General features: G+C 63.7%; 17 protein-coding genes. 8 read left to right on the top strand and 9 right to left on the bottom strand.

The genetic code is table 11. The features are described from left to right. From repA to repC, 3 genes are all read left to right on the top strand, one after another. Nucleotides 1-1209, top strand: a complete 1209-nt coding sequence (gene repA / locus NE852_RS28110) for a plasmid partitioning protein RepA (RefSeq protein ID WP_008532785.1) — start codon at nucleotides 1-3, stop codon at nucleotides 1207-1209. Between the two features lie 69 nt (nucleotides 1210-1278). Then, the gene (gene repB, locus NE852_RS28115; RefSeq protein ID WP_008532784.1) at nucleotides 1279-2253 is read left to right on the top strand and encodes a plasmid partitioning protein RepB; all 975 of its coding nucleotides are present in this window, start codon (nucleotides 1279-1281) and stop codon (nucleotides 2251-2253) included. A 212-nt stretch (nucleotides 2254-2465) separates the two neighbouring features. After that, the gene (gene repC, locus NE852_RS28120; protein ID WP_258157090.1) at nucleotides 2466-3815 is read left to right on the top strand and encodes a plasmid replication protein RepC; all 1350 of its coding nucleotides are present in this window, start codon (nucleotides 2466-2468) and stop codon (nucleotides 3813-3815) included. Here the strand turns inward: repC and NE852_RS28125 are convergent. Continuing rightward, nucleotides 3768-4478 (bottom strand): PIN domain-containing protein, encoded by a 711-nt coding sequence (locus NE852_RS28125; RefSeq protein ID WP_008532781.1) that lies wholly within the window; start codon nucleotides 4476-4478, stop codon nucleotides 3768-3770. The two genes, repC and NE852_RS28125, sit on opposite strands and share 48 nt — an antisense overlap. Nucleotides 4479-4557: 79 nt before the next feature. Between NE852_RS28125 and NE852_RS28130 the strand changes: the two genes are divergently transcribed. Then, nucleotides 4558-4881: an excisionase family DNA-binding protein gene (locus tag NE852_RS28130; RefSeq protein ID WP_245270671.1), complete on the top strand. Its 324-nt coding sequence runs from the start codon at nucleotides 4558-4560 to the stop codon at nucleotides 4879-4881. 40 nt (nucleotides 4882-4921) lie between these two features. Here NE852_RS28130 and NE852_RS28135 read toward each other — a convergent pair whose 3' ends face one another. The 4 genes from NE852_RS28135 to NE852_RS28150 form a co-directional block, all read right to left on the bottom strand. Beyond that, complete coding sequence (locus tag NE852_RS28135) at nucleotides 4922-6727, bottom strand: methyl-accepting chemotaxis protein (protein WP_258157091.1); 1806 nt, start codon at nucleotides 6725-6727, stop codon at nucleotides 4922-4924. A 10-nt stretch (nucleotides 6728-6737) separates the two neighbouring features. After that, nucleotides 6738-7724 (bottom strand): cytochrome-c peroxidase, encoded by a 987-nt coding sequence (locus tag NE852_RS28140; protein ID WP_008532779.1) that lies wholly within the window; start codon nucleotides 7722-7724, stop codon nucleotides 6738-6740. A gap of 191 nt (nucleotides 7725-7915) precedes the next feature. Next, nucleotides 7916-9127, bottom strand: coding sequence for an MFS transporter (locus tag NE852_RS28145; protein WP_258157092.1), 1212 nt, complete (start codon nucleotides 9125-9127; stop codon nucleotides 7916-7918). Nucleotides 9128-9327: 200 nt separating this feature from the next. After that, complete coding sequence (locus NE852_RS28150; protein WP_008532777.1) at nucleotides 9328-9807, bottom strand: ProQ/FINO family protein; 480 nt, start codon at nucleotides 9805-9807, stop codon at nucleotides 9328-9330. A gap of 259 nt (nucleotides 9808-10066) precedes the next feature. On the opposite strand from NE852_RS28150, the gene panC reads away from it, so the two are divergent. After that, nucleotides 10067-10978 (top strand): pantoate--beta-alanine ligase, encoded by a 912-nt coding sequence (gene panC, locus NE852_RS28155; RefSeq protein ID WP_008532773.1) that lies wholly within the window; start codon nucleotides 10067-10069, stop codon nucleotides 10976-10978. Beyond that, nucleotides 10975-11796: a 3-methyl-2-oxobutanoate hydroxymethyltransferase gene (gene panB / locus NE852_RS28160; protein ID WP_258157093.1), complete on the top strand. Its 822-nt coding sequence runs from the start codon at nucleotides 10975-10977 to the stop codon at nucleotides 11794-11796. Before panC ends, panB begins: the two co-directional genes overlap by 4 nt. 230 nt (nucleotides 11797-12026) lie before the next feature. Here panB and NE852_RS28165 read toward each other — a convergent pair whose 3' ends face one another. Continuing rightward, entirely contained in the window at nucleotides 12027-12938 is a 912-nt protein-coding gene (locus tag NE852_RS28165; RefSeq protein WP_008532767.1) for a hydrogen peroxide-inducible genes activator, read from the bottom strand. A 142-nt stretch (nucleotides 12939-13080) separates the two neighbouring features. Between NE852_RS28165 and katG the strand changes: the two genes are divergently transcribed. Further along, nucleotides 13081-15267 (top strand): catalase/peroxidase HPI, encoded by a 2187-nt coding sequence (gene katG, locus NE852_RS28170; protein WP_258157094.1) that lies wholly within the window; start codon nucleotides 13081-13083, stop codon nucleotides 15265-15267. A 180-nt stretch (nucleotides 15268-15447) separates the two neighbouring features. Further along, nucleotides 15448-16173 carry an SDR family oxidoreductase gene (locus tag NE852_RS28175; protein WP_008532763.1) on the top strand — a complete coding sequence of 242 codons (726 nt, stop codon included), beginning with the start codon at nucleotides 15448-15450 and terminating at the stop codon, nucleotides 16171-16173. Nucleotides 16174-16399: 226 nt separating this feature from the next. Here NE852_RS28175 and NE852_RS28180 read toward each other — a convergent pair whose 3' ends face one another. From NE852_RS28180 to NE852_RS28190, 3 genes are read right to left on the bottom strand one after another with little or no spacing between them, the layout of a single operon-like run. After that, nucleotides 16400-16546 (bottom strand): hypothetical protein, encoded by a 147-nt coding sequence (locus tag NE852_RS28180; protein WP_164841446.1) that lies wholly within the window; start codon nucleotides 16544-16546, stop codon nucleotides 16400-16402. A 29-nt stretch (nucleotides 16547-16575) separates the two neighbouring features. Continuing rightward, complete coding sequence (locus tag NE852_RS28185) at nucleotides 16576-17148, bottom strand: pyridoxamine 5'-phosphate oxidase family protein (protein WP_008532761.1); 573 nt, start codon at nucleotides 17146-17148, stop codon at nucleotides 16576-16578. Nucleotides 17149-17161: 13 nt separating this feature from the next. Further along, on the bottom strand, nucleotides 17162-17866 hold the full coding sequence (locus tag NE852_RS28190; protein ID WP_008532759.1) for an SDR family oxidoreductase: 705 nt from the start codon (nucleotides 17864-17866) through the stop codon (nucleotides 17162-17164). Nucleotides 17867-17906 lie beyond the last annotated feature (40 nt).

Here is a 17906-nt window from a genome sequence, read left to right on the forward strand (position 1 = left end):
ATGAACGCTAATTCGAACGCCTTGAAGGCCGCGCCGCTGCATTTCGAGGATCAGATTCTTGAGCAGGGCGATGTGATTTCGAAGAAGCTGCATCTCTTGAGCGTGCAGCGCTTTCCACCGAACGCGAAGAAGACGCTGCGCAACTTTTCCCTCGCCGAGGTCGCCAATTATGTCGGGGCGTCGCAGAGCACGCTGAAGAAGCTGCATCTCGAAGGCAAGGGCCCCTGCCCGCAGACTTCGCCTTCCGGCCGGCGTTCCTACAGCGCCGAGCAGATGCTGGAGCTGAGGCGCTATCTCGATGCGCATGGCCGCTCCGAGAGCCGCATGTATGTTCCCCACCGCCGCGGCCACGAAAAGCTGCAGGTGATCGCCGTCGTCAACTTCAAGGGCGGCTCGGGCAAGACGACGACGGCAGCCCATCTTGCCCAGCACCTGGCGCTGACCGGCCACCGCGTGCTGGCCGTCGATCTCGATCCGCAGGCCTCGCTCTCCTCCCTGCACGGCTTCCAGCCGGAATTCGACCAGGCCTCGTCGCTCTATGAAGGGATCCGCTACGACGGCGAGAAGAAGCCGCTCTCTCAGATCATCCACAAGACCAACTTTCCCGGCCTCGATATCGTGCCGGCCAATCTCGACCTGCAGGAATACGAGTACGACACGCCGCTCGCCATGGCCGACAAATCGACCAATGACGGCAAGACCTTCTTCACCCGCATCTCGCGCGCGCTCGCCGAGGTCGACGCCCGCTACGACGTCGTCGTCATCGATTGCCCGCCGCAGCTTGGCTATCTCACGCTGACGGCGCTGACGGCGGCGACCAGCGTCTTGATCACCATTCATCCGCAGATGCTCGACGTCATGTCGATGGGCCAGTTCCTGCTGATGCTCGGCGGTATCCTGAAGCCGATCCGCGCCGCCGGCGCAGAAGTGAACCTTTCATGGTACCGCTATCTCATCACCCGCTACGAACCAACAGACGTGCCGCAGGCCCAGATGGTCGGCTTCATGTCGACCATGTTCCATGAGTTCATGCTGAAGAACCAGATGGTCAAATCGACGGCGATCTCGGATGCCGGCATCACCAAGCAGACACTTTACGAGGTCGAGCGCGCTTCGCTGAACCGGGGAACCTATGATCGGGCGCTGGAGGCGATGGACGCTGTCAACGCGGAGATCGCCGGCCTTATTCACCAGGCATGGGGACGATGAATTTGTCGGCTGACAAATTTGCCGTTTCCTTGAACCGAATCAATGGACTGACTGCAATCGGAGGAAACGATGGCACGAAAGAATCTGCTTGAAGGGCTGGCCGATATGCCTGATGAAAACGCAGGCACTGCGAATTATCCGATGCGCGGGGCAGGCCGCTCGCTCGTCCGCTCGCTGGATGAGCTCGCCAAACAGGCCGAGAAATTCCTGGAGGGCGAGGCGGTCGTCGATCTCGACCCCGATCTCGTCGAAGCCTCCTTCGTCAAGGACCGCCTGTCGGAGGATGACGAGGATTTCCGGGCGCTGGTGGAAGCGATCCGCGCCCGCGGCCAGGACACGCCGATCCTGGTACGTCCCCACGGCAGAATCGACGGGCGCTATCAGGTCGTCTTCGGCCACCGGCGCCTGCGCGCCGCCCGCGAGCTCGGCCGCAATGTCAGGGCCGTCGTCAAGACGATGGATGATCGCACCCATGTCATCGCCCAGGGCCAGGAGAATTCGGCGCGCGCCGACCTCACCTTCATCGAGCGGGCGCTCTTCGCCCGGCGGCTGGAAGAGCTCGGCTACGACAGGGAGGTCATCTCGGTAGCGCTCGCCGCCAATGCGGCTTCTGTCTCGAAGATGATGTCGGTCATGGAGCGCATCTCGCAAGAGGTCGTCCAGGCGATCGGCGCGGCGCCCGGTGTCGGTCGCGAGCGCTGGGTGGAACTGTCGCTACTCGCCGGCAAATCGGCCAACGCGGCAAGCGTCGCCAAGGTCCTGCAAGACGACAACTTTCATCAGCTACCTTCCGACAAACGTTTCGAAGCGCTCTATGCGGCGCTCAACAAAAGCGCGCGGCCGGTCAAGAAAACGGTCGTGGCAAGGAAGGTCAAATGGCAACCGCTTGATAAGGCGGTCCAGGCGGAAATGAAGAATGACGGCAAGGCGTTCTCGCTCTCGATGAAGGCGAGGAATGCCGGCCGCTTCGGAGAATTTCTCTCCAGCAGGCTGGATGCGCTCTATGAGCAATTCCTCGCCGAGGAGGGCAGACGAGGAGACTGAAACCGCAAAAGAAAAAGGCCCCCAAACGAACGAGTCGTGGAAGCCCTTCTCACATCCTTAAGCAAGACAGAGAATCGCATTTTCACGAATCCCAGTCAAGAGTCCTGAAGCGCGCTGGCGTCTTCTCAGACGCATAAATGACGCTGCAGCACCCTCAACCCTCGCATCGTTTCGGTGAGCGGATTTCTTTTGCCTGAATAGAGGTGAAGGAAATGGAGAGTGAATATGTGACGACGCCCTTCGGGCGGCGGCCGATGACGCTTGCCCTGCTGCTGAAACAGCGGCGTGGCGAAGCGATCGCGGCCGGGACGACGCGCAACAAATGGAAATTGTTCCGATCGGTCTGCGAGGCCCGGGCAGGGCTCGACGTCACCGACCGGGCGCTGACGGTGCTCGATGCGCTGCTGACATTTTATCCCGAGGACGAACTCTCAAGCGAAAAGCCGCTGGTCGTCTTTCCCTCGAACGCGCAGCTTTCGCTCAGAGCCCGCGGCATGGCGGCCGCGACGCTGCGCCGGCATCTCGCCGTGCTCGTCGAGGCCGGTCTCATCTCCCGCAAGGACAGCCCGAACGGCAAGCGTTATGCCCGCCGCGGCCGGGAAGGCGGCATCGACGAGGCCTATGGCTTCAGCCTCGCCCCGCTTCTCGCCCGCGCAGGCGAGATCGAGACGATGGCAGCGCGGATCACCGCCGACCGGCAGATGCTGCGCGCCATGAAGGAGCGACTGACCATCTGCCGGCGCGACATCGCCAAGCTCCTTGCCGCCGCCGTCGAGGAAGGGATTCCCGGCGACTGGGAGCGCGTGTCCTCGATGTTCCAGACGATCCTGCAGCGCATTCCGAGAGCCGCGACGATCGAAAACCTCACGCCCATCCTCGAAGAGTTCGAGGCAATCCGCGGAGATATCGTCAACCTGTTGGAACTGCATGAGAAAATGCAGATGGCGAGCACCAGTGAATCCCAGATTGAGCGCCACATACAGAATTCTCACACCGAATCCGCATCTGAATCTGAACCGGGCTTGGAAACGGGGCAGGGGGCGAAGGCGGCAGGGCAGGCTGACCGGGATCAGCAACCGGGAACGAAGCCGCACAATGACCGGCTGAAAGCGCAAACAAAAGGCGGGGAAGGATCGCGCTTCGACGCCCGGCCGAGGGCAGGCGAATTGAAATCCCTCCCGCTCGCCACGGTTCTCCAGGCCTGCCCGGACATCGCCGACTACGGCCCGGCCGGCAGGATCGGCACCTGGCGGGACCTGATGACGGCGGCCATCGTCGTACGCTCGATGCTCGCCGTCAGCCCATCGGCCTATGAGGTGGCGGCAAACGTGATGGGGCCGGAAACCGCCGCCACCGTCATGGCCTGCATCCTGCAAAGGGGAGGGTGCATCAACTCGGCCGGCGGCTATCTCAGGGACCTGACGCGGCGCGCCGAACGGGGTGAATTTGCGCTCGGCCCGATGCTGATGGCGCTGTTGCGGGCGAACTCGCCGGGGAGCGTCGTTGCGAGCAGGTCAGCGTCGGGCAAGCGCCTGGAGGGCCTGCTCGGCGAACCGGGGTGAGGTGAGTGCAAGTCTTCCGATCAGTTCACTAGTGGTCAGTGTCGGTCGCCGATAGGCCGCTGCCTGCATGGTCAGCACCCTCAGTACCTTCGCCGTATTTTTCGCGAGGATCTCGGTGAGAAATTCGTCAGGGGTCAAGGCGACGATACCGTCGGGAAGATTGCCGAAATCGCGGATATTTGACGTCACGATCACTGCAGCTTCAGCCGCGACCGCCGCCGCAACGACATGCCGATCCTTCGGATCATTTCGCATGGCAGGCTCGATCTCTTCCCAGCCTTCCGCGTTCGCTTCGGGAAATGCCTCATCCATGGCCATTCGCAGCGCCTCTGCCCTGGATGGTTCCATGCCGTAATCGCTGATCAGGTTGCGTGTCATTTCTTCGAGAATGCGAGGCGACCAGTGAGCCCGGAAACAACCTTCCGACGCAACGCGTAGCAGCGTGTCACGCAGCAGCATCGGAAACAGCACGTTGGCATCAAGTACGGCGACCAGCATATTCACCCATGCGAGCTTTCCAATTGCTCTGTATTGGTTGGTTGTGTTTATAGCGTTTGCGTGCCATATTGCCGGCATGGCCACATCCCATCGCACATCGTCCGAAAATCCCGCCAAAAGCTTGAATGCCGTTCCGGCACCCGAAAGATCGGCCGCCGCGCGCATAGCATCGCTTCTGCGGGCGAGTTCGTACAAGCAGCAGGGGAGCGTCCAGGTCATCGACGCTGATGGGGAGCGTCTGGAAGTGCCGCATGTATTGGCCGAGATCATCTATCAGGCGGCCAAGCTTCTCGCGGAAGGGCGCCCGGTGACGGTGCTTCCCGACGAAGAGATGCTGTCGACCCAGGCTGCGGCGGATATCCTCAATGTTTCCCGGCAGTATCTGGTCCGATTGGTCGACGCGGGTGAGCTTCCGGCGGAAATGGTCGGCAGTCATCGCCGCCTGAGAGCAACGGATGTTGCGGCATTCAAGGCGGATCGAGACGCCAAACGCAACGCGGCGCTGGATCGGCTGACCTCGCTGAGCGAGGATGTCGACGGCTATGCGCTTGGAAACAAGCCTCGCTGACAGCTCCTGAACGTCACGTCTCTCTGCTACGCCGAGCCGCTCACGCGGCGTCGCGATAACCCCGCGCGACGGCCTCCGCCCCGCCCAGTTCGAACTGGGTGACCAGTTCGCGCAGCCGCTCGGCTTCGCTGGCGAGTGTCACGCTGGCGGCGGTGGTTTCCTCCACCATGGCGGCGTTCTGCTGGGTCACCTGGTCGAGCTGGCCCATGGCCGAATTGACTTCCGAGAGGCTGGTCGCCTGGTCGCGCGCCGAGGCGGCGAGCGCTTCCATACGCTGGTTGATATCGACGATGAAACGGCCGATGTCGCTAAGCGCCGCGCCGGTGTGGTTGACCAGCTCGACGCCGCTCGCGACCTTGGCGGAGGCCCGCCCGATCAGCTCCTTGATCTCCCGGGCGGCCTGGGCCGAGCGCTGGGCAAGCTCGCGCACTTCCATGGCGACGACGGCAAAGCCCTTGCCGGCCTCGCCGGCGCGCGCGGCTTCGACGCCGGCGTTGAGCGCCAGCAGGTTGGTCTGGAAGGCGATCTGGTCGATGACGCCGATGATATTGTTGATCTGCTTCGAGGATTCTTCGATCTGGCTCATGGCGTCAACCGTCTGGGCCACCACTTTGCCCGAGGCCATGGCGCTGCGATTGGCGTTGTCGGCAACGTTGCGCGCCTCTTCGGCGATCTTGAAGGCTTCGGTCACCTTGGCGGTCACGGCGTCGAGCGCAGCGGCGGTCTCCTCAAGCGTCGCCGCCTGGCGTTCGGTCCGGCCGGACAGTTCGCTGGAGCCGTTGTTGATCTCGCGGGTGCCCGTGTTGATGATCGACACGCTCTGGGAAACCGAAAGCAGCGTGCCACCGAGCTGCTCTACCGACGCGTTGAAATCATGCCGCAGCGGCTCGAATTCCGGCGCGAAGCGATCCGAGAGCTTGAACGCGAGATCGCCCGCGGCAAGCCGTTTCAGGCCGGCGGCGAGGCCCGAGGTCGCGGTCTTCAACCGCGCTGCGGCGCTGCGTTCCGCCTGCTCCTGGTCGGCCAGCCGGTTTGCTTCGGCCCGACGCCGGTTTTCGTCGGCCTGGCTTTCCAGCCTGATCCGGGCGATGGCGTTCTGGCGGAAGACTTCTACGGAGCCCGCCATGAGGCCGATCTCGTCGCCGCGCCCGGCATAGGGGATCGCCTTGTCGGTCTCGCCGGCGGCCAGTTCCTGCATGGAGTGGGTGATGCGCTGGATCGGACGCGACACGTGCCTCGCGATGGCAATGAGAATGCCGAAGCCGATGAGGGCGGCAAGGCCCGCCAGCGCCAGTTCGGTTTCGATCTTCGTTTCCAGCGCTTGGCCGGCCTCAGTGACGCTCTCGGTCGCGATCCTGTCGACGATGGCGTTAACTGAGGTGATGCCGGCCAGGATCGCCTGCTGCGAGCGCGCCAGCTTCTCGGCGGTCGGGACTTCGTCGGCCTGCTGCAGGCCGAGGCTGACCTTGACGTCCTTTTCCCAGGCGCCATGCGCCTCGCGCAGCGTACGCACACCCTCGGTCAGCGACGTTGCGAGATCGATACCGCCAAGCTCGTCGAGCGATTGCGAAAGCGCGCCGTCGCTCTTGTCGAATTCAGCCTTGACCTCGGCCGCCGGCACGAAATTCGTCATCGACAGCACCCGGTCGACGACAGACGTCGCCTGCCGGAACTGTTGCTCGATATGGGCCGAGGCGAGCTTGGCGTTCACCGCCTCCTGCACCACGGCGGCCACCCGAGCCTGGCCGGTGACCGCCTGGTAGCCGATCAGGAAGGCGCTGCCGAAGCCGACGACGATCGTTGCCACCATGGGAACGAGGATCTGCATGCGGATGGAGAGTTTCATGGCATGCACCTCAGTTCGGCAGCGTCGGCAGGGGGATGTCCTGCTTTTCGGCGGTCAGGGTTCCAAGGAAAGCCATGAGATCGTTGCGCTCCTGGTCGGTCAGCAGGAAGGCCGTCATGGCGGGATCGAGCGATGGACGGCTGACGCCGCCGCTTTCGTAATGGGCGATCACCTCGTCCATGCTCTTCAGGCTGCCGTCATGCATATAGGGGCCGCGATAGAGCGTGTTGCGCAGGCCCGGCGTCTTGAAGGCGTGCTGGTTGTTCGGACTGCTCGGATCGATCTTGAAGCGGCCAATATCCTCGTCCGGCAGGCCGATATCGTGGAACTTGTTGTCGGTGAAGTTCCAGCCCGAATGGCAGGCGGAACAGCCGGCGCTGCCGGTGAAGAGATCGAAGCCGCGCTTGGCGCTGTCGGAGACCGCCTTTTCGTCGCCATCGACCCAGCGGTCGAAGGGCGACCAGTTGGAAACCACCGTCCGCTCATAGGTGGCGATCGCCGTCAGGATCGTTTCCCTTGAAATGCCCTTGTCGGGGAAGACCTCGCCGAACCAGGCCTTGTAATCGGGAATATTCTGCATTTCGGCGACGGCGGTTTCGAGCTTGCCGTTCATTTCGGCCGAAGCGGTGATCGGGCCTGCCGCCTGCTCCTCCAGGTTCGGCGCGCGGCCGTCCCAGAAGAAGGGCGAGACCCAGGCGACGTTGAGAACCGTCGGCGCCTGGCGGGCAAGCGCGGTATTGGCTGCGCCGATCGGCGTCGTCACTGGCGTCTCGAAGCCGAAGGACGGGTTGTGGCAGCTGGCGCAGGTCATGTTCTTGTTGCCGGAAAGCCGGGGATCGAAGAACAGCATCTTGCCGAGCGTCGCGAGCTGCGGCGAATAGGCCGTCACCTTCTCGAAAGGCACCGTCAGCGGCCGCTTGTAGGCTGAAAGATCGGCCGCCGCGCCGGACTGGGCTGCGGCCATTGCGAAGAGGGATGCTGCAACCAGAAAACGCATCGTTTTAGAACGTCCAGCGATATTTAATAGCTGACGCTTAAATTAGAGTAATTGCGTTAAATCTCGGTAAAGCATGGAATACATGAATATATCAAGCAAGTTTTAACTACCTGACGTTGCACGAGAAATAGTTTATCCCGAGGAATACACGAGCAGGTTATTCTTCCATTGCCTGCCCGGCGCAATATTCTTCAAGACTTCTGCGCCATGGGTGCTTTCACGACGAGGAGGGCAGCGCCCGCCAGCGCCGCGAAGGCCGCGCCGGCGGCGAAAGTGACGGCCGGCCCCGCCGCTTCCCACAAGGCGCCGGCCACCACACTGGCGAGCAGCAGCGCAACCCCTGAGACGAGGTTGAAGGCGCCGAATGCCGTGCCGCGCAGATCGGCAGGTGCCGCGTCCGCGACGAGCGCCGCGAAGACGCCTTGCGTCGAGCCCATATGCAGACCCCATAACAGCACGCCGAGACCGAGGCCGATAAAGCCCGGGACGAAGGCGAGAGCGAGATCGGCCGCGATCAGCAGGCAGATGCCGATCAGCAGCAGCGTCACCCGGTCGAACCGGTCCGCCAGGATGCCGATCGGATAGGCCGACAGGGCATAGACGAGGTTCATGCCGATGAGGACGAGCGGCACCAGCATGACCGGCAGGCCGAGCCGCCCGGCATCGAGCAGCAGAAAGGCCTCGCTGAAGCGCGCCAGCGTGAAAATTGCCGCGACCATCGTGACCAGCCAATAGGCGGCGGGAAGGCGGAGCAGGTCCTGCCTGCGCAGCGGCACGCGCACACTCCTGCTTGCCGCCACCTTGGGCGGCTCCTTGACAAGAAACAGGACGATGCCGACCGACACGAAGGCCGGGATGACCGCGATCCAGAAGACGGTGGCGAAGTGGTCGGCGGTCCACCACATCAGGACCAGGGCAAGAGCCGGCCCGAGAAAGGCGCCGACCGTATCGAGCGACTGGCGCAACCCGAAGCTTGCGCCGCGAATTTCGGGCGCGGTTATGTCGGCGATCAAAGCATCGCGCGGCGCACCCCTTATGCCTTTGCCCACGCGGTCGACGAAGCGCGCCGCCACCAGCCAGTCGATCGACGGCGCCAGCGGAAAGACCGGCTTGGTCAGCGCCGCCATGCCGTAGCCGGCGAGCACCAGCAGCTTGCGTCGGCCGAACCAGTCGCTGATCGCGCCCGAGAAGACCTTGGTGATGGCGGCGGTCGCCTCCGCGATGCCCTCGATGATGCCGACCGAAAGGGCCGAGGCGCCGAGGACCGTGACCATGTAGACCGGCAGCAGGGCGTGGATCATCTCCGAGGAGACGTCCATGAACAGCGAGACGAAACCCAGCGCCCACACGCCGCCGGGAATGGCTTGCGACGGTTTGCGGCCCTTCACGGAAATATCAGCCATCTTAGCATCCTTCCGGCGGGTCGAGCCGCCACGGTTAGCTTCACCGATCTCGAAAACCGCGCGTACGTCAAGAGGGATATCGCAGGCGCGCAGCCCGCGCGCTCCGGTGCTTAATGCGCGAAGGTTTTCACGCGCCTGAAGTCGCCGTGACCGCTACCTGAAATAGGGCATGACCGCTGCACGCTTCCCGGCGGAATGCGTCAGGAAGCCGCGTTCCTTTTGCCGAGCAGGGCGGCGCGGATCAGCTCGCTCTTGCTCAGCGCGGGCGGGGGCACCGGCACTGGTGCCGGCGGTTCGGGCGCTTCGGCCTTGGCCGCACTCTGCTTGAGGCTGAGGAACCGCTTCTGGGCGACCAGCCGGTCTTCCTCCGACAACGGCTCGACCGGTTCGCCTTCCAGGCCGTGACGCATGGAGTCGGGCTGGGCGCTGGCGAAATAATAGCGACGGCAATGGACATAGGCGGCGGTGGCGCGCCGCAGCGTCGTCACGCCAGCCTCGGGCTTCAGCAGCGGGCGCAGCTCGTTGAACAGGCCGACGGCAAAGGGAAGGACCGGATCGCCTGGTTTGGCCGGAAGCACGCCGACCGGCCGGATCAACAGCGTGTTGATCGCGTTCGCCTTCTCCACGTCGAGCTCGGTCGCCGCAATCGGCCCGCGGCTGATTTTCCAGGGTTTGTCCATGCGTCCTCCATAGCGACCGAGTGTGATGGTATCTTGACGGAGAGGGTAGATAGAGGCGCAGGTCGCACATTGCACCCCCCCGCGCAAGCCCGGCGACGAAAAGCCGCTGCCGGCTGGCAGAGCCCGGCGTCAAAGCGTGGCGTCGCCGCGCTCCTGCTCCGTCTAATCGTTTTTATCGAGGAATATGCATTGACCTCCCGCATGGATTACACTTCTTATCCGCGCCCAAGATGAGGTGACCGGCCGCAGGGGAGGATACATGCGGGTTTTCTCGAAAATTGAAGAGCTGCGCCACACGCTCGATGCGCTGAAACGGCAGGGCCGCACCGTCGGCCTCGTTCCGACCATGGGTTATCTCCATGCCGGCCATATGCAACTCGTCGCGCGCGCCCGGGCGGAAAACGACATCGTCGTCGTCTCGATCTTCGTCAATCCGCTGCAATTCGGCCCGGCCGAAGACCTCAGCAAATATCCGCGCGATCTCGAACGCGACTCGGCCATGCTGAGGCAGGCCGGGGTCAATTTCCTCTTCGCTCCCGGCGTCGAGGACATGTATCCGCGCCCGATGAAGACGGTGGTCGACGTTCCGGATCTCGGCCGCGAGCTCGAAGGCGAAGTGAGGCCCGGCCATTTCGCCGGTGTCGCCACCGTCGTCTCCAAGCTCTTCAACATCGTGCAGCCGCAGACGGCCTATTTCGGCCAGAAGGACTACCAGCAGGTCGTCATCATCAAGCGCATGGTAGAGGATCTCGCCATGCCGGTGCAGGTGATCCCGGTACCGACAGTGCGCGACAGCGACGGCCTCGCATTGTCCTCGCGCAATGTCTATCTCAGTGAAGAGGAGCGACGCGCCGCGGTGATCGTGCCCCAAACCCTCGACGAGGCCGAGCGCCTGGTCGGCGAAGGGCTGAGCGACGCACGGGAACTCGAGGCGAAGCTCACGGCGTTTCTGAACCGCGAGCCGCTCGCAAAGCCCGAGGTCGTCGCCGTCAGGGACGCCGAGACGCTTGCCACGGTCGCCTCGATCGAAGAGCCCGTCGTCGTGGCGCTCTTCGTGCGCATCGGCTCGACGCGGCTTCTCGATAACAGGGTGATCCGGATTGCGGCAGACAATAAAATCGTCCGGGACAACAGAATGACCGGCCAGCCGGGAAAGGGAGTGAAGAAATGAGCGCCACCGGATCCCAGAAGCGCCTGACGCCGACGCGCATCTCGGCCATGAAGGGCGGCCAGCCGATCGTCTGCCTCACCGCCTATACGACGCCGATGGCGCGGCTGCTCGATCAGCATTGCGACCTGCTTTTGGTCGGGGATTCACTCGGCATGGTGCTCTACGGCATGGAGACCACGATCGGCGTGACGCTCGACATGATGATCGCGCACGGCAAGGCGGTGATGCGCGGCGTCGCCAATGCCTGCGTCGTCGTCGACATGCCCTTCGGCAGCTATCAGGAATCGAAGGAAATCGCCTTCCGCAACGCCGTTCGCATCATGCAGGAAACCGGCTGCGACGCCGTCAAGTTGGAAGGCGGCGAGGAGATGGCCGAAACCATCGCCTTCCTGACCAAGCGCGGTATTCCCGTGCTCGGTCATATCGGCCTGATGCCGCAGCTCGTCCACACCGCCGGCGGCTATCGCTCCGTCGGCCATTCCGAACACGAGACCTCGAAGATCCGGCGCGACGCGCATGCGATCGGCGGCTCCTGCGCCTTCGCTGTCGTCGTCGAGGGCACGGTGGAACCGCTCGCCCGCGAGGTGACGGCATCCATCCACATACCGACCATCGGCATCGGCGCCTCTTCGGCCTGCGACGGCCAGATCCTGGTCACCGACGATATTCTCGGCCTCTTCAACGATTTCAGGCCGCGTTTCGTCAAGCGCTACGACGAGCTCGGCAAGCGCGTGGCGGACGCCGCCGCCGCCTATGCCGACGAGGTGCGCTCGCGAAAATTCCCGGCAGACGAGCATACATTCAAGCGGCGGCCGTAAGGCGAGGCGCGGCCTCTTAACCGGCTAATAAGACGCCTCCCCAACCCCTCCCCACAAGGGGGAGGGGCTAAGGCGCCGCGCCGCCTCATGTAATCCTCCTTCGTAGCAATCGGCCGAACAGTAACAACTGGCAGGATCACTCTTTTGGTCGCAGCGGGAACCGGGGCCTAACCCCTCCCCCTTGTGGGGAGGGGTCTTTTTTGCAGTCCGAGGCAGTCAGCCGCGGTTCCTCAGCGGCCATATCGCTCCCGCATGGCGTCGGCCGAGCGCCGCACTGCCTCGGCGACCTCGCGCAGTTGCCTCGCCATCGGCGTCGAATTGCGCCAGACCATGCCGATCGTCCGCGATGGCTGCGGCGAAGGGAAGCGGGAGATCGAGACATGCGCCGAGCGCGTCTCGACGGGAACGGCCATTTCCGGGATCAGGGTGATGCCGATGCCGGCGCCGACCATCTGGACGAGGGTGGAGAGCGAGCTGCCTTCCATGATCTCCCGCGGGCGGGCCGGGCCGATCTTGCAGAAGGACAGCGCCTGATCGCGGAAGCAATGGCCCTCTTCGAGCAGCAGCAGCCGCATCTCGCGCAGCGCCTCGCGTTCGGGCACGGGCTTGCCCCCATCCTCCTGCCGCCTGACCAGCACGAATTCCTCCCTGAAAAGCTCGAGTTCGGTGAGTGAAGGCTCAGACACCGGCAGCGCGACGATCGCCATATCAAGCTGGCCCTGCGCCAGTTCCTGAACCAGCTTGCCCGTCTGCGTCTCGCGCACCTCGATCTGAATTCCGGCGAAGGTTTGGTTGAGATCGTTTATAATGGCCGGCAGCAGATAGGGCGCGATCGTCGGGATGATGCCGATGCGCAGCCGCGTCAGGAAGGAATCGCGCGAGGCGCGGGCGAGTTCGCCCAGTTCGTCGACGGCTCGCAGGATGTCGCGGACCCTGAGCGCAAAGGTCCGGCCGAAAGGGGTGAGCTTTACCTCGCGCGCGCTCCTCTCGAAGAGCTCGCTGCCCAATTCCTGCTCAAGTTCTTTGATCTGCATGGAGAGCGCGGGCTGGGAGATGGCGCAGGCCTCGGCAGCGCGCCGGAAACGGCCATCCCTTGCCAGGGCTTCAAAATAGCGTAGCTGTTTCAGGGTAAGATTTTTCATAAGTTCAACTTATCGCAGCAATCAGTAAATCCAACTTAAAATTATTGAACGCTTCCGATATGAAGACTGCAGGGAGAGAGCAGGGCGCTGCCCGGTTCATCTTTTTCGACGGCAGACAGATCAAGCAATGAAGGAGACGATCATGGACAACCCCACTGACAGCGCAGGCAAATGTCCTGTTGCCCATCACAAGGCTCCGACCGCGCGGACGAACCGCGACTGGTGGCCGAACCAGCTGAACGTGCAGATTCTTCATCACAATTCCGGCCGCGCCGATCCGCTCGGCAAGGACTTCGACTATGCCGAGGAGTTCAAGAAGCTCGATCTCGACGCGCTGAAGAAGGATCTCACCGCGCTGATGACGGACTCGCAGGACTGGTGGCCGGCCGATTTCGGTCATTACGGCGGCCTCTTCATCCGCATGGCCTGGCACAGCGCCGGCACCTACCGCATCACCGACGGCCGTGGCGGCGCCGGCCAGGGACAGCAGCGTTTCGCGCCGCTGAACAGCTGGCCTGACAATGCCAACCTCGACAAGGCCCGCCGCCTGCTCTGGCCGATCAAGCAGAAATACGGCAACCGGATCTCCTGGGCCGACCTTATGATCCTCACCGGCAACGTCGCGCTTGAATCCATGGGCTTCAAGACCTTCGGCTTCGCCGGCGGCCGCGCCGACGTCTGGGAGCCGGAAGAACTCTACTGGGGTCCCGAAGGCACCTGGCTCGGCGACGAGCGCTACAGCGGCGAACGTGAGCTCGCAGAACCGCTCGGCGCCGTGCAGATGGGCCTCATCTACGTCAACCCGGAAGGCCCGAATGGCAATTCCGATCCGCTGTCTTCGGCCCGCGACATCCGCGAAACCTTCGCCCGCATGGCGATGAACGACGAAGAGACCGTGGCGCTGATCGCCGGTGGCCACACCTTCGGCAAGACGCATGGCGCCGGCGACCCGTCCCTGGTCGGCGTCGAGCCGGAAGGCGGCGCGATCGAGGACCAGGGCCTCGGCTGGAAGAGCTCGTTCGGCACCGGCGTCGGCAAGGATGCCATCACCGCCGGCCTCGAAGTCACCTGGTCGCAGACGCCGACCAAGTGGAGCAACTACTTCTTCGAAAACCTCTTCGCTTTCGAATGGGAGCTGACGACGAGCCCGGCCGGCGCCAAGCAGTGGCAGGCCAAGAACGCCGAAGCCTCCATTCCGGATGCCTATGACGCTTCGAAGAAGCACCTGCCGACCATGCTGACGAGCGACCTCGCGCTGCGCTTCGATCCGATCTACGAGAAGATCTCGCGCCGGTTCCTCGAAAATCCGGCTGAGTTCGCCGACGCTTTCGCCCGCGCCTGGTTCAAGCTGACCCACCGCGACATGGGACCGAAGGTGCGCTACCTCGGCCCGGAAGTTCCGGCCGAAGACCTGATCTGGCAGGACGTGATCCCGGCCGTCGACCATCCGCTCGTCGACGACAAGGACATTGCCGACCTCAAGGCAAAGGTGCTGGCGACCAGCCTCACCGTGCAGGAACTGGTCTCCACAGCCTGGGCCTCGGCCTCGACATTCCGCGGCTCCGACAAGCGCGGCGGCGCCAACGGCGCCCGCATCCGCCTTGCCCCGCAGAAGCACTGGGAAGCCAACCAGCCGGCCCAGCTCGCCAAGGTGCTCGGCGTTCTCGAAGGCATCCAGAAGGACTTCAACGGCGCCCAGACCGGGGGCAAGAAGATCTCGCTCGCCGACCTGATCGTTCTCGCCGGTGCGGCCGGCGTCGAGAAGGCCGCGAAGGCCGGAGGCCAGGACGTCAACGTGCCCTTCACGCCGGGCCGCATGGACGCTTCCGAAGCCCAGACGGACGCACATTCCTTCGCGCCGCTCGAGCCGCGCATCGACGGCTTCCGCAACTATGTGAACGGCAAGCGCCATCAGTTCATGAAGCCGGAAGAAGCGCTTGTCGACCGCGCCCAGCTCTTGACGCTGACCGGTCCTGAGATGACCGTTCTCGTCGGTGGCCTGCGCGTGCTGAAGGCAGGCAACCCCGAGCACGGCGTCTTCACCTCGGCCCCCGAGACGCTGACGAACGATTTCTTCGTCAACTTGCTCGACATGGCCACGCAATGGGTTCCCGCCGCCGGCAAGGACGGCGTCTATGAAGGCCGCGACCGCAAGACGGGTGCGCCTAAGTGGACCGGCACTCGCGTCGACCTGGTCTTCGGCTCGCACTCGCAGCTGCGCGCCTTCGCCGAAGTCTACGGCCAGGCCGACGCCAAGCAGAAGTTCGTCAAGGACTTCGTCGCCGCCTGGACCAAGGTCATGAACGCCGACCGCTTCGACCTCGTCTGATCGGCAGGCATTTCGCATCTCGCCCGGGCGCAGCTTCGGCTGCGCCCGGGCTTTTTTGTTTGAGTGCCTCCGAATGGGAAGATTGCCCAGAGCTTGGGCGGCATCATCCCGACGCCACGTTCCGCCTAGCCACGATGGAGCTTGCATGCGATAGATGATCGACACACGGGAGGAGTTGATATGAACGGTTTGCAGGGTAAGGTTGCCGCTATCACCGGAGCTGCCTCGGGAATTGGACTGGCGTCGACCGAAGCGATAATCGCGGCGGGCGGTTCGGTCGTGATGATCGATCGAGACGAAGCGGCGCTGAACGAGGCCTGCGGCAGGCTCGGAGAGAAGGCGATCGCGCTGCGGCTCGACCTTCTTGACCCTGAGGAGTGCGCTGGCCTGCTCGACCGCATTCTGTCGAAGGTCGACAAGCTGGACATCTTCCATGCGAATGCGGGCACTTATATCGGCGGAGATCTGGCGGACGCAGACCTTGATGCGATCGACCGCATGCTCAATCTGAACGTAAACGTGGTCATAAAGAACGTCCGGACTGTCATACCCCACATGATCGAGAGAGGGACGGGAGACATCATCGTGACCAGTTCGGTCGCAGGCCACGCCCCCGTCCCATGGGAGCCGGTCTACTCCCCTTCGAAGTGGGCGATGCACTGCTTCGTCCAGACCATGCGGCGGCAACTCTTCAAGAACGGCATCCGCGTTGGATCCGTCTCGCCGGGCCCGGTCATCAGCGCCTTGCTGAAGGACTGGCCGGAGGAGAACCTGCGCAAAGCGCGGGAGGCCGGCGCCTTGATCGAACCGCGAGACGTCGCCGAAGCCGTGGTCTTCATGCTGACCCGGCCCCGCAACGTGACAATCCGCGACATGGTCATCCTGCCGAGCTCCTTCGACATTTGACTTGAGCGGAGGGTGCCATCTTCGCCTTTCCGCATAAGCTGCTGGACAGGGGGTGCCGCACGGCATACCGGTAGCGGAGCAAAGAAGCACTCGCGCCAAGAGAAGGTGTCGGCAAGAAGCCTCGAAGGACATGTCGGCAACGCCGTTGCTTGCTTAGCCGCTGACGCACTAGCCTCGCCCTTGCGACGCACCCACGCAATAAAGTGTATTTTACAAGACCTCCGCGTTACCGCCGGCGACGAACGTCGGCTTTCGGCGAATGCTGGCCGAGCAGTTCGGCGGCGATCGGGAGTAGCGAGGCAGCCTCCGCAAGGCCTGCGGCGATCTCCGTCCGGCTTTTGCCGGGATGGAGGCGGATATGGCGCCTATGCATCTAACGTGGATTCGCACCGGGATTTCAGGTTACGGATTGACCCATCGACAAGAGGAGAGGGCGCCGGTCTCGTCGTAGGCAAACAACGCTCTTCGATTGTCCTGCTGCCGCAATTGGAACCAGTCCAGCGTCCGCGCCCGGAAGCTGAGGACGCCGAAGCGTGCCTTTCCCGCTTCGTCGACAGGTGCCGCCAACTCGCCGATGGCCTCCAGGGCGCGCTCGTCCCCCGGCGGGCCGCCCGCATAGGTCAACCGCGTACGGTCGGGCATCCTCTCCCACGCGGCGTCGGCGACTTCGCTTCCCGGGCCATGGCGTTCGGCCCTTCCCTGAAGCCGCAACTGCAGCCGGGCCTGCGGGCAGAAGCCGAGCACCGTGACTTCGGGATTTACCGAGAGCTCCAGCCATTTCTGGCTCCGCGTATCGGTGTGGAATTCGAGGCTGCGCGCCGATCCATCGGCCGCCCGCAACACCACCATGCGCGCCTGCGGTCTCGCCTCGGCGTCGACCGAGCAGAGGTTCACATAGCGGAAACCCGACTGCGGGTTTCCCGCAGCCGTTTCGAGTTCCGCCCATGCCGAAGCATCGATGTCGCTCAGATCCACCGGCGCGCCTCGCTTAGACGGAACGGGTGATGCCGCCGTCGACGCGGATGTTCTGGCCGGTGATATAACCCGCAGCCTCCGACAGGAGGAAGGCGATGGTGGCGGCGATTTCCTCGCTCGTGCCGTAGCGGCGCATCGGCACGTTGTCCCGTCGCTCGTCGGTGGCCGGCAGGCTGTCGATCCAGCCGGGCAGGACGTTGTTCATGCGGATGTTCTTGGCCGCATAGGTGTCCGCGAAGATCTTGGTGAAGCTCGCCAGGCCCGCCCGCGCGACCGCGGAGGTCGGGAACATCGGCGACGGCTCGAAGGCCCATGCCGTCGAGATATTGACGATGGCGCCGCCGCCCTGCGCTTCCATGATCGGCGTCACCAGCCGGATCGGCCGCACCGCGCTGAGGAAATAGACCTCCATGCCCTTGTGCCAGTCCTCGTCGGTAATTTCGAGGATCGGCGCGCGCGGGCCGTGGCCGGCGGAATTGACCAGCGCGTCGATGCGCCCCCATGTCTCCATCGCCAGATCCACGAGCCGCTTCACGTCGTCGTTCGACTGGTTCGATCCCGTGACGCCGACGCCGCCGAGCTCCCGTGCCAGCGCCTCTCCCTTGCCTGATGAGGAGAGAATGGCGACGCGATAGCCGTCCGCGGCGAGTTTGCGGGCCGCTGCCGCCCCCATGCCGGACCCGCCAGCGGTGATGAGAGCGACTTTTCCTTCAGACATTTGAGGCCTCCGATAGCTGATTTTCAAAAGTATTATGGCA

The organism is Rhizobium sp. Pop5 (assembly GCF_024721175.1).
GTDB lineage: Bacteria > Pseudomonadota > Alphaproteobacteria > Rhizobiales > Rhizobiaceae > Rhizobium.